Below are 12,090 nucleotides of genomic sequence, written 5' to 3' on the forward strand. Positions count from 1 at the left end.
CTAATCACTCAACTAACAAGAATAAAAAAACATGAAAAAGACACTCGTCGTGCTGTCCCTCGCTTCCTTGTTCACTTCAGTGGTTGCCATGGCCGATACCGGCTATATCAACGTCCGCCATCAATATGCGGAAAAAACCCGCATGCACGCCGACCGCGCCAAGTTCGGCATGCGGCTGGACAACGGCGTGGGCCTGGAAGGTGAACTCAAATACAAGACCGCCGGCGATCGCGAAGACGTTGCCTTCGATAACACCGTCGGCAGTGGCCATGAATTCACCGTCAATTACCAGCACAAGCTCAATGATCGCTGGACGCTGACGCCCTCGTTCGCCATGGAAAGCGACGAGGAATCCACCACCTACAAGATGGGCATGCGCCTGGGCTACAAGATCACCAAGGAGCTGAGCATCGCCGGACGCTACCGTTACGATTCCTCCAAGCTCGACCGCGACAAAGTCGACCATGACGTACCGGACAACGGCCAGGACGACCAGAAGATCCATCGCTACGACGTATACATCAACTACGCGAACCAGGGGCCGTGGGCGTATGAATATCAACTGACGTACTTCGATGCCAACTACATTCGTTATAACGGCGGCACCGACGACTATGAACAGAATGCCGTGGTCAAGTACAAGTGGGATAAGCGCTGGGCGCCGTTTTTCGAAGTGGGGGATATCAAGGTCAACTCCGTCGACAGTGATCGCCAACTGCGTCTGCGGGTCGGCATCCAATACAACTTTTTCTGAGCTATGAGGCGGGCCTTACAGACAGCACCGCCAATTCAAGGAACAGATGAGCCCGTGGCGAGGGAGCTTGCTCCCGCTGGACTGCGCAGCAGTCCTTCTTTGTGGGCGCTTCGCGCCCAAGCGGGAGCAAGCTCCCTCGCCACAGGGGTCTATGGGCACTTATTCGTTGTAGAACGCCTGGCGCTGTTGTGTTTCACACAGGCGCATGCGGCTGTTGCTCAGGTGCAGGTACATGGCCGCCCGCGCCGCGTCGACATTGCCGCTGGCGATGGCGTCGAAGATCTGCTGATGTTCGGCGTTGATCCCTTGCAAGTAAGCGCTGCGATCACTTTGCCCGGAATAGGCGGAGTTCATGCGCGTACGCGGGATCAGCTTCGTGCCCAGGTGCTTCATGATGTCGATCAGGTAGTAATTGCCGGCGGCCTTGGCGATTTTCAGGTGGAACTGGAAATCGGCATTGATGGTGGTGCCGGACTTTTCCGGCCCTTGCAGCAACGCCTCCAGCGCCTGGGCCAGTTCGGCCAGGGCTTCGGGGGTTGCGCGCTGCGCGGCCATGCCAGCGGCCTGGACTTCCAGGCTCAGGCGAAACTCCAACAGGTTGAGCACATCCGACAACGTCGCAATCGTCGCCGGCCCCAGGGTGAAACCCTCCGGCGCCGGCATGTCGAGGACAAAGGTGCCGACACCGTGCCGCGTCTCCACCAGCCCCGCCGCCTGCAAGCGCGACAGCGCTTCACGCACCACCGAACGACTGACCCCTTCGGCCTCCATGATATGCACTTCGGTCGGGAGCTTTTCGCCGCACTTGAGGATGCCGTCGCGCATGCGCTGGGCAAAGCGGTCGACCAGGGTTTCGGCGAGGCGGCGGGGCTTGTTCAATGGAGATAACGCTTGATCCGTCATCGGCGTGCTCTAGTGTGATCAGCGGGCATTATAGTGAGTTTTAGCGCAACGTCGCGGCTATAATGCCGCGATCGTCTGGCTTTAATGGATAGGTGCAATGGACCGTGTCACACCCGATCGACGCCTGAGCATGACCCAACAACTGGTGGTCGACCTGACGCAGCAGATACTGGCCGGCGAATTGCCTGCGGGCAGCAAGTTACCCACCGAACAAGTCATCATCAAGGAGCGCGGCGTCAGTCGGACAGTGGTTCGCGAGGCCATGTCGCGGCTCCAGGCCGAAGGCTTGGTGGAAACCCGTCACGGCATCGGCACCTTCGTGGTGGACACCGCCCGCCCGGGGGATTTCCAGGGCAGCAAACACGTCAAGGGCGGCGCCTACGATGCGCTGGCCGTCATCGAACTGCGCCTGAGCCTGGAAGTGGAAGCCGCCGGCATCGCCGCGCAACGCGCCACGCCGGAGCAGTTGCAGGCGATGCGTGAAGCGCTCGACGCATCGAATGCTTTCGACCCAACGGATGACGAAAGCGCCCGGGTCGATTTCGAATTTCACCTGCAGATCGCTCAGTGCACCGGCAACAGCTTTTTCATCGACGCCATGGCCCATGTGGGCAATACGTTGATCGCCGTCGTGCAACAGGCCGGGCCGGCGGTGACGGGTGAAAATCGGGCATTGGTGATGCGTGAGCGGGAGCAGATCTACGCGGCGTTGGCGCGGCACGATGCGGAAGCGGCGCGGGCGTCGATGCGGTTGCATTTGATCAATATGCAGCAGCGGGTTCGGGGTGTGGTCGAGATGACTGCGCAATAACCGCCACCGCAGAACACTGTGGGAGCGAGCCTGCTCGCGATAGCGGCGGATCAGCCAACATTAGTGCAGCTGACACACCATCATCGCGAGCAAGCTCGCTCCCACAGTTTTGATCTTGGGTGTTTGCAAATGCTGCGCCCACCACCGCCCCCTGTGGGAGCGAGCTAGTTCGCGATGACGGCGGTACAGCCGGGTGAAGTGTTCTGCTAGTTGCGCTTCCAGCACTCCGCAAACCTTGCACATACCCCGTAACGCTCATCCATCTGCGCCATCCTTTCCAGGTGATGCTGTACCGCTTCGACCGTTACCCCATTCCCGATCCGGAAGTACTCCACCATCATCGCCACGTCCAGATCGATCTCGGCTTTCTCCGGCTTGGCATTGGCGGTTTTGGGCACCGCCCACTGCTCCAACTGCTCATCCTTCAACTGCCGCAGACGCGTCTGGTATTCGTCCTTGAAGCGCTCCATCGAGCGCGTCTTGTTCTGCGCCATGTCATCGCCAAACGTCTTCAGGTTTTCCCGGTACAGCGTCCAGTAGTCAGGTGGCAGGTCGAAGCCGAGCTTGGCCTTGCGTTCGCTGATCAACGTGTCCAGTTTCTCCGGCGAATAAGACTCGACTTTTTCCTTGGCCGGATCCGTCTTCACGGTGACGACGAGGCTTTTATCGATGACCCGGTTCATCAGCTCCAAGCGGCGGGGTGTGTCCGGGTAGGTCTTGGGAAACAGCGCGTTGCGACCGGCGCAAGCGGGAAAATCTTTATTCAGGATCGGGATCGGCGTGCGCACGTCCTTGCCGTCGACCCGTTGCAAGCGTTGCAACTGAGTCAGGCAGAAGTTCTTCTCGGACTTGAACGTCACCTCGTATTCGGCATTGGCCTCGGGCGTAAAGTTGAAGCCCTTGCCGCATACGGCATAACCGCTGTTCATGTTGGTGCGCAGGTGAATCTGCTCACCGGACTTGAGCTTGACCTCCAAATAACCCCTGGCATCCTTGGGTGCCGGAACGCTCATCCCCACCCGCCGCGCGGTATCGCTCAGCAGCATATTGTTGAGAATGCCCGTGGTTTGCCCGTCGCAATGGGCGGCATCGAAATAATCCAGCGTGGCGTTGCTGGTATTGGCGACGAACCGCAACTTGGCGGCGTCCGGTTCGATGGCGTCGGGGTAACTGCCGTTGACGCTGCAACCGCCGAGCAATACGAACAACGCGGATAATGCTAACAACGGGGCAGGACAGCGAGGCAGGGCGAGCATAGTCATCCTTGAAGGATTGATAGAGTTGGCGGATGCTACTGAAGTGCCACTATTGCGTCTATCACCTGCCGCTGGACTGTAGGCAATACCATTTTCTTCTCGACAAGGATTTATTGATGATCGAGGGACTGTCAGAAATTTTGTGTTCGGGCATAACATGCTGAAGAGGTGCATGTATGCCAATCAAAAAGAAGACGGCCTTGGAGGCCAAAACCGAGTTCCCTTCGATCCCGAAGGAGCTGATTGATCAGTTCGTCAAAGGTCCTATGACTGCCGAGGCGATTCAGGACGCGTCGATGGCCTTCAAGAAGGCGCTTATCGAGCGAGCCCTGGGTGCAGAGCTGGGTCACCATCTTGGCTATCCTCAGGGCGCGGAGCGCCCCGAGGAGTCGAGTAACCAGCGCAACGGTAAAAGTGGCAAGACCGTTTTGACAGACGACGGTCCGCTTCGTCTGGAGATTCCCCGAGATCGCGATGGCAGCTTTGCGCCGATTCTGATTCCCAAGCATGAGCGGCGCTTTACCGGTTTCGATGACAAGATCATCGCCATGTACGCTCGGGGCATGACGGTTCGCGAGATTCGTGCGTTTCTCCTGGAGCAGTACGGCACGGATGTCTCGCACGACTTCATCAGCTCGGTCACCGACGCGGTGATGGAAGAGATCGGCGCTTGGCAGCAACGACCGCTTGAGCCGATGTACCCGGTCATCTTCTTCGACGCGCTGCGGGTCAAAATCAGGGAAGAAGGTCTGGTCCGCAATAAGGCCATCTACTTGGCCTTGGGCGTACTACCGGACGGAACCCGCGATATCTTGGGCATCTGGATCGAGACAACGGAAGGCGCCAAGTTCTGGATGAAGGTCTTCAATGACCTCAAGACACGCGGCGTCGAAGACGTGTTGATTGCCGTGACCGATGGCCTCAAAGGCATGCCAGAAGCCCTGAGCGCGGTGTTTCCTGAGACGACGTTGCAAACCTGCATCGTGCATCTGATCCGCAACAGCCTCGACTATGCAGCCTGGGACAAACGTCGGGAACTGGCCAAGGCTCTCAAGCCGATCTATCAAGCGATCAACGCCGAGGCCGCCGAAGTGGCTCTGGACTCATTCGAAACCGGCCCCTGGGGCAAGCAGTACCCGACCGTCGTGGCTGCCTGGCGACGCGCCTGGGATCGAGTTATCCCGTTTTTTGTCTTCCCGCCCGCCATCCGGAAAGTGATTTACACGACCAATGCAATCGAGAGCATCAACGCTCAACTGCGAAAGATCATTAAAACGAGAGGACACTTTCCAACCGATGATGCTGCCACGAAGCTGATCTGGCTGGGCTTGCGCAATATCACAGCAAACTGGGGCAGTGCGGCCCATGATTGGAAAAGTGCGATGAATCAGTTCGCGATCCTGTACGGGGATCGGTTCATCAGGCCGACGTGGTAAATGAAGGTCTGCCTAACGGCAGGCCGTTACCGGCCCGCACACAAAAAATCTGACACTCCCATGATCGACTTCAACAACAAAGGCTTCTTCAAGCTCAAGCAAAACGACGAATATGCTGAGCGCGTCACGGCCCTGCTGCTGGACGGTGAACAGGTTATCGACGCTTACAAATCGATGCGCGACGGTGTGGTTTTCACCAACAAACGCATCATCGCGGTGAACGTGCAAGGCATCACCGGCAGCAAAAAAGACTTCACTTCCTTGCCCTACAAAAACATCGTCGCCTACTCAGTCGAAACCTCCGGCACTTTCGACCTGGACTCTGAACTGGAGATCTACTTTTCATCCCTGGGCAAAGTGAAATTCGAATTCACCGGCAAGACCGGCATTGTGGAAATATCCAAGGTGATCTCCAAACACCTCCTGGCCTGATCGGCAAACTCAGTGTCCACCGCCAACCCCCTGTGGGAGCGGGCTTGCTCGCGAAGGCTATGGCACATTCAACATCACCGACCCAGACAGACCGCATTCGCGAGCAAGCTCGCTCCCACAGGGGATTGCCCGCCAGTTGCCGCTCAGGGCTCCAGCGCCGGGCCCTTCAACTCGATCTGGTTGCCATCCGGATCGAAGCAGTAAATCGACCAACCCTTGCCCTCCGCGCCATAACGCATCTGCGCCTTCTCAACGGTCAGGCCGGCTGAGGCCAAATGCGCGAGGAGGGCGGGTTCATCAAACGGTTCGATACGCAGGCAGAGGTGATCGACATTGTGCCCTTGCTTACCGGCTGCCGGCCCACCCTGGCGACCGAGAGGCCCGTCGACGGCAACCAGGTCAATCATCGAAATACCGGTGCCAAGGTGGACCATGCCAAGATCGTCCCGGCGTTTCTTGAGCTCGCAACCGAGCACCGAGGTATAGAAAGCGAGGCTGCGCTCGATGTCTTTTACCCGCAGGACGATGTGGTCAATACGTTGAATCGTGAAGTTCTTCATAGGGGCCTCATGTGTTCAGTGGTGGACGCTACGGGTTACTTCATCTTAGGTCATGCGGTGCCGCCACCGCCGAGCTAATGGGCTTTTCCATCAAGCGCAGCTCTGGCTTATCTTGCCTGGGCCCGATATCGGCCCAGCCGTGGTGACGATAAAACCGCGCCGCCCTTTGGTTCGTTTCGCTCACCGACAATCTCATCCGCTCGCAGCCCAGCCCTGCAAGAAAGTGGGTCGCGTAAGCCAGCAACAACTTTCCTGCACCGCGGGATCGCCACTCGGGGGTGAGATAGAAAAAGTGGATGTAGCCCACTGCAGGTTCTGTCTTCAGCAGCGACATCTCTATCTGCCCCACGATCCGTGTTTCATCCCAGGCATGGACAACGCTGCCAGGAGCTTCGGCTGCTTTTTCTTGCAGCGACTGAAGGTATCGCTGCCTACCATCGGGGACGTGAAGCTGTTGTGCAGAACCCAACGCACACAGCAGCATGTCCTCAAAGAAGCGCACGCAAACATCGCTGTCCTGGTTGAGGTTAACCGGTCGAAAGCTCAGCAGAGCGTCTGACGCATTTCCTATAACCATTTGGGCATGCCTCAGCGTCTCTAGAAGTCACTATCATTGACCAACCGATCACCCGCGGACACCCGAACCATGAAAAAACAAGAACAAGACAACCTCATTCAAACCCTGAAAATCCGCTTCGAACAAAACCTGAGCCGTCACCCGGCCATCCTTTGGACCGACGTCCAGACCCGGCTCGAAAACAACCCCACTGCCTTGAAATCCCTCCAGGCCATGGAAGCCACCGGCGGCGAGCCCGACGTGATCGACCTCGACCCGAAGACCGGCGCAGTCACCTTCTGCGATTGCGCCAAGGAGAGCCCCACCGGCCGCCGGAGCCTTTGCTACGACCGCGCGGCCCTGGATGCGCGCAAGGAGAACAAGCCCAAAGGCAGTGCTATCGAAATGGCCGAAGAGATGGGCATCGCCCTGCTGACGGAAGACCAGTACCGGGCGCTGCAAAAGCTCGGCGAGTTTGATGCCAAGACCTCCAGTTGGCTGGCAACCCCTCCAGAACTTCGCTCGCTCGATGGGGCGATTTTTGGCGACTATCGGTATGGCCGGGTGTTCATCTACCACAATGGCGTGCAGTCGTATTACGCGGCGCGCGGGTTTCGCGGCGTGCTGTGTATTTGAGCAAACAGCTTGGTAGGTGCGGATGATTGAGTTTGCATGAACACGCAATGTTCAGCCAACCACCGCCCCGTGGCGAGGGAGCTTGCTCCCGCTGGGGTGCGCAGCAGCCCTAAAAACCATCCAACGCGGTGGTGCCAGGAAAAAACAGTTGGCAGTTTTTACGACTGCTGCGCAGCCGAGCGGGAGCAAGCTCCCTCGCCACAAAAGCTCCTGTGTTCGGACGGCCGCGGTGCAGCAAAACCACCTCACTCAAAAACCAAAACCTCACTGCCCTTGGCCTCGACCATTTCGCTAAATTCCGGCAACCGCGCCACAAACTCCGTCTCGAACGCCAGATACCGATCCTGCGCCGGCACATAACGAATGTCCGGCTTGATCCGTGGAATGTCCTTGGTCGACAGCTTCACCACCTCATTGCTGTCCTGATTCCAAAACCACGCCAACGTCTGTGTGCCAAAGGTGTTGGCGCGGTAATTCCACACCCACCAATCCCCATGCCCCCGGGACACCTGAAGCTGCCCATGAAAGGTGCGCAACGTGATGACTTGCTTGGGCTGGGTGACGAGCAGGCGTGTGTCCTGGCGCAGTTCACTGCCGAAACCGTCCAGCGTCGCCTGGGTCTTGGCGCCGGTCATGAAGTTGAAGCGCCAGGCCAGCAGTACGGTTTCCTGATAACCCGAATGCTCGACGTTCTGCCGCGCGCTTTCGCTGAACAACAGGATCTCGTCGCCCCCCAGGTACACGGTTGATGCCCGCAACTTATAGGCCTGCGCAGGCATCGGCTTGGCGACGATGGCCTGGTGCGGCGGGTCTTGCTGCCAGACCCAGCACTTCGGGCCGTTGTGCTGCATGAACAGCAAGCGGCGGGGGCCGATGGGCAGGATCGTCAGTTCATCCGCGTGCTCGAAAATCACCTCGCTGCTGTCCGCCGTGATCCGCCAGATCCGCGTCAAATGCTCGGGTTCATAGAGGCGCTGACGTTCGAATATCGCCGAACCCAGCACCACGCAAGGCTGTTCAAATTCCGGCCATTGCACCCCGGCTGGCCCGAACGCCGCGATCTCATCGCCTTGCCGAATTTCGTACTGGTAGCGGTCGTCCGCACTGTAATCGCCGCGTACGACCTGACGTTTCCACAGGCTGCGCTGAGCATCGGCATCGATGAGCTGCAGGTCCGCGCCGTCCACGCCATCGCTCCGGTGTTCGAGCATGTCCTGTTCGGCGGGTGGCCACTGGTTGTAATCGATCAGGAAACACAACCACTGGTCTTCGTCCTGCTCGGTGATGGCGGCCCAACCGTTGCGGTAGTTGTATTCATGCACATAGGTGGCGCCGGGATAGTCATGCACCTCCTGCAGCCACTTCACCTTGCCGCGCTTGGGTTTGGCCGGTTTGCGTTCGGCGGCGGCAGGCTTCGGCGGCTCGATCAAACGCGCCGTGAACCTCGGCTCGCCGCGCTGGCCCTGCCAATGCTGGGCAAACGCCTCGCGCTGATCGACCGGGACAATGACCGGCCGATAATCATCGCCACCGGCATCCAGGTTCCACAGGTCATAACCTTGACCGGCCAACACCGGCGCCAGCGCCTCGAAGCAGACCTCGGGCATTTCGTTGGACAGCTCATCCAACAACGCCTCGAACCCCGGGCCGGCAAACACACCGAGGTCGGGATAGTAATGCTGCAACAGCCCGAGCAATTCGCCGCCCGGTGTTTTCCAATCGATATGAACCAACGGATCAAATTGCGATTGCATCACGCCTGTCTTCCTTGTGATTGTGTCTGCGGTGCCCGGCCAATGGGTTTGTGGCTAAACAACGCGTGCAACGCTGTTGCTGTCAATAAGGCTGTGCGCGGCCAGCGCTCGGAGTCGCTCTGCAAGCACTGCTCGCTCGGCCTTTGGTGTGACCGGATCGACCATCAGATATTGACGATCGCACCATAGGTTCAGCTGACGGAGCCAAAATGCCTGCACCGTTGGTTCCGCGTCCAGCCGAGCCAACAGGTACTCAGCCTGCTGCCATAGCGGTCGCAACCGGAAAATCGCGTCTCGGCGTTTTGGTGAAAGGTCATGCCAATCTCGATCCAGCTTGGCGTCTACCCCAGCCTTCACTAATGACCAGGGTTGTTTGTTCAAGCGAGCGATTGCGGCGGTAAAAACCTTGTCCGACGGGTCATCAAGCGCGCTGAGCAGTTCCGGCAGCAGGCTGTCGGACACCGCGCTGACAGCGGCATGCCTCACCGTTGAATAGCTGGAACGCATCGCTTCTTTTTGCCACTGCGGTTCCAGCTCGATGTTGAGCTCCGCTGCAAGGCCAAGTACACCAAGCCAGTCCCGCTTTCTGATGGGGATAGCCTGCTTCAGTCGGTCAGCCAGGATCATCGCAGCATCGACGTTGCTGCTTGGCGCAGCCCAGCGCGCCAGGCTACGGATCGAGGGGGATGCGTCGAGCAAGGCCTCACATACGACAGGCCTGGGGTCATCAAGCAGAGGAAGCAGCGCGCGCAGCACGCAAACGCGAAATTTGGCGCCGCGTTGAGACAGGGCTTCAAGCAGCAGAAGACGAGCGTGGGCGCCCGGCATTTGCTGACAGGCAGAAACGGCCATCAACTTTACGGTCACTTCACGATGGGCGAGGGCGCTGCGTAGGAGTGCTTCCGGGGCCGGATCATTCTCGAGCAGAAGTTCGAACAAATAGCGGGCAGCTTTACCTTGGCGTGTCAGGAAGTTCGTGTGGACCGTGTCTCGGATAACAGGCGATTGCAAAACAGCACGAGCGGTTTGCAGGGTCTTGCCATGATCGGCTCTACGCCGGGCAGCCAAAGCCAAGAGGGGCTCCACCGCAAACAGCAGTGCCTGGACGTGGTCGGGCGAAAGGTAATGCTCCAGGCCCGCGGTGGCTAAATCGCGAATTTGCGGGACCCAATCATTCAGCCGTTCTATCAAAGCGACTAACGCTTCAGGCGAGGGATGCCTGCACAGTTCCCTTACGGCGATTTCCCGGACGAAACCGTTGTAGTGACTGCTGAGCTCTGGCCACGTTGCGTGGGTCTCTGCGCGCGCGAGCAGTTCCAGCGCTTCGTTCTGCCGCCGATCGGCCCAAGAGAGCACAGGCGTCTGCTTGTTCTTCAACCTGTCCAGCCATGATCGTATTGCGCTCACGCTTCAGTCCTTTACACGCTTTAATGCGGGTTTTTCTTATACCTCATTCCAGGGTTCAAATTCGCGTCGACTCTGTCCCAAACTACTGAACACTCCCACTCAGGCGCGTGAAGCCATCGACCGACCAGGCGCAGCCCACTGTGGGAGCGAGCCTGCTCGCGATAGGGCCAGGTCAGGCAGCATCAATGGCGGCTGGATTACCGCTATCGCGAGCAAGCTCGCTCCCACAGGTAGTTCAGTGTCGAACACACTTCGATCAGACCCACGCTCTGCGTGAGAACGATCTAACGGCGCCGAACTTAAACAAACGAATAAACCCGTGGCGAGGGAGCTTGCTCCCGCTGGGCTGCGCAGCAGCCCCCAGGCGACTAATCGTTCCCGCGGAGCGCGGGAATAATCAGCTGGCCGGCCACATGCCACTGTGGGAGCGAGCCTGCTCGCGAAAGGGCCAGGTCAGGCAGCATCAATGACGGCTGGATTACCGCTATCGCGAGCAAGCTTGCTCCCACAGGTAGTTCAGTGTCGAACACACTTCGATCAGACCCACGCTCTGCGTGAGAACGATCTAACGGCGCCGAACGTAAGCAAACGAATAAACCCGTGGCGAGGGAGCTTGCTCCCGCTGGGCTGCGCAGCAGCCCCCAGGCGACTAATCGTTCCCGCGGAGCGCGGGAATAATCAGCTGGCCGGCCACATGCCACTGTGGGAGCGAGCCTGCTCGCGAAAGGGCCAGGTCAGCCAGCATCAATGACGGCTGGATTACCGCTATCGCGAGCAAGCTCGCTCCCACAGGTAGTTCAGTGTCGAACACACTTCGATCAGACCCACGCTCTGCGTGAGAACGATCTAACGGCGCCGAACTTAAGCAAACGAATAAACCCGTGGCGAGGGAGCTTGCTCCCGCTGGGCTGCGCAGCAGCCCCCAGGCGACTAATCGTTCCCGCGCAGCGCGGGAATAATCAGCTGGCCGGCCACATGCCACTGTGGGAGCGAGCCTGCTCGCGATAGGGCCAGGTCAGGCAGCATCAATGACGGCTGGATTACCGCTATCGTGAGCAAGCTCGCTCCCACAGGTAGTTCAGTGACTCAACGCTCTGGAAACTCAGACAAATAACAAACCGCTGAGCTCCCCTCCGCCCGCTTCTCCACCTCATCCTCCAACCATTGCGCCAACACTACCGCATTATTCTCAACCATCGACTTGGCCGCATACACCAACGTCAGCGTCCCACCCCGCGCAATATCCACCAGCTTCCACCAATGCTCTGGCCGTCCCGCCAGTTCTCGCCGATACGCCACGCTGAACTCGGCAAACGAAGCCGCTCCCGCCTTGAACGCCTTGCGCAACTCATGGGAAGGCCCAACCTCCGGCAGCCACTCGGCAATCGCCAACGCATCCTTGCGGCAATTGCGCGGCCACAAGCGGTCCACAAGAATCCGTACGCCATCTTCGGCGCTCGCCGTTTCATAGGCCCGTTTGCATTGGATCATCACAGCCAGCCTGTCGAAGTGAGATCGTCCCAGCATAGGTCGTCAACAATAGGGCGGCCATGGGCAATTGAACGCCTTCAAGTCTTTGCCGGAC

12 protein-coding genes are annotated in these 12,090 nt (G+C 58.8%); 5 read left to right on the forward strand and 7 right to left on the reverse strand.

Features of this window, described 5'->3' with window-relative positions:
- Positions 1–31: 31 nt before the first annotated feature.
- Positions 32–754 carry an oligogalacturonate-specific porin KdgM family protein gene (locus AC515T_RS04705; protein WP_496531610.1) on the forward strand — a complete coding sequence of 241 codons (723 nt, stop codon included), beginning with the start codon at positions 32–34 and terminating at the stop codon, positions 752–754.
- 159 nt (positions 755–913) lie between these two features.
- Here the strand turns inward: AC515T_RS04705 and AC515T_RS04710 are convergent, their stop codons facing one another.
- On the reverse strand, positions 914–1,657 hold the full coding sequence (locus tag AC515T_RS04710) for a FadR/GntR family transcriptional regulator (protein ID WP_186708942.1): 744 nt from the start codon (positions 1,655–1,657) through the stop codon (positions 914–916).
- Positions 1,658–1,754: 97 nt separating this feature from the next.
- Between AC515T_RS04710 and AC515T_RS04715 the strand changes: the two genes are divergently transcribed.
- A complete protein-coding gene (locus tag AC515T_RS04715) occupies positions 1,755–2,468 on the forward strand; it encodes a FadR/GntR family transcriptional regulator (RefSeq protein WP_496531611.1) in 714 nt (237 codons plus the stop codon).
- A gap of 206 nt (positions 2,469–2,674) precedes the next feature.
- Here AC515T_RS04715 and AC515T_RS04720 read toward each other — a convergent pair whose 3' ends face one another.
- Complete coding sequence (locus tag AC515T_RS04720) at positions 2,675–3,724, reverse strand: hypothetical protein (RefSeq protein WP_496531612.1); 1,050 nt, start codon at positions 3,722–3,724, stop codon at positions 2,675–2,677.
- 176 nt (positions 3,725–3,900) lie between these two features.
- Between AC515T_RS04720 and AC515T_RS04725 the strand changes: the two genes are divergently transcribed.
- Positions 3,901–5,160 (forward strand): IS256 family transposase, encoded by a 1,260-nt coding sequence (locus AC515T_RS04725; RefSeq protein WP_496530171.1) that lies wholly within the window; start codon positions 3,901–3,903, stop codon positions 5,158–5,160.
- Between the two features lie 60 nt (positions 5,161–5,220).
- Positions 5,221–5,592 (forward strand): PH domain-containing protein, encoded by a 372-nt coding sequence (locus tag AC515T_RS04730; protein ID WP_024777581.1) that lies wholly within the window; start codon positions 5,221–5,223, stop codon positions 5,590–5,592.
- Between the two features lie 143 nt (positions 5,593–5,735).
- Here AC515T_RS04730 and AC515T_RS04735 read toward each other — a convergent pair whose 3' ends face one another.
- Together AC515T_RS04735 and AC515T_RS04740 are read right to left on the reverse strand one after the other, a co-directional pair.
- Positions 5,736–6,152, reverse strand: a complete 417-nt coding sequence (locus AC515T_RS04735) for a VOC family protein (protein WP_496531613.1) — start codon at positions 6,150–6,152, stop codon at positions 5,736–5,738.
- Positions 6,153–6,192: 40 nt separating this feature from the next.
- The gene (locus tag AC515T_RS04740; RefSeq protein WP_496531614.1) at positions 6,193–6,729 is read right to left on the reverse strand and encodes a GNAT family N-acetyltransferase; all 537 of its coding nucleotides are present in this window, start codon (positions 6,727–6,729) and stop codon (positions 6,193–6,195) included.
- Positions 6,730–6,798: 69 nt separating this feature from the next.
- Between AC515T_RS04740 and AC515T_RS04745 the strand changes: the two genes are divergently transcribed.
- On the forward strand, positions 6,799–7,344 hold the full coding sequence (locus AC515T_RS04745; protein WP_496531615.1) for a DUF4256 domain-containing protein: 546 nt from the start codon (positions 6,799–6,801) through the stop codon (positions 7,342–7,344).
- Between the two features lie 245 nt (positions 7,345–7,589).
- Here the strand turns inward: AC515T_RS04745 and AC515T_RS04750 are convergent, their stop codons facing one another.
- The 3 genes from AC515T_RS04750 to AC515T_RS04760 form a co-directional block, all read right to left on the reverse strand.
- The gene (locus tag AC515T_RS04750; protein ID WP_496531616.1) at positions 7,590–9,098 is read right to left on the reverse strand and encodes a DUF6630 family protein; all 1,509 of its coding nucleotides are present in this window, start codon (positions 9,096–9,098) and stop codon (positions 7,590–7,592) included.
- 54 nt (positions 9,099–9,152) lie between these two features.
- Positions 9,153–10,505 carry a HEAT repeat domain-containing protein gene (locus AC515T_RS04755; protein WP_496531617.1) on the reverse strand — a complete coding sequence of 451 codons (1,353 nt, stop codon included), beginning with the start codon at positions 10,503–10,505 and terminating at the stop codon, positions 9,153–9,155.
- 1,086 nt (positions 10,506–11,591) lie between these two features.
- The gene (locus AC515T_RS04760) at positions 11,592–11,996 is read right to left on the reverse strand and encodes a DUF488 domain-containing protein (RefSeq protein WP_496531618.1); all 405 of its coding nucleotides are present in this window, start codon (positions 11,994–11,996) and stop codon (positions 11,592–11,594) included.
- Between the last annotated feature and the right edge of the window lie 94 nt (positions 11,997–12,090).

It is taken from the genome of Pseudomonas sp. FSO-7 (assembly GCF_059579345.1).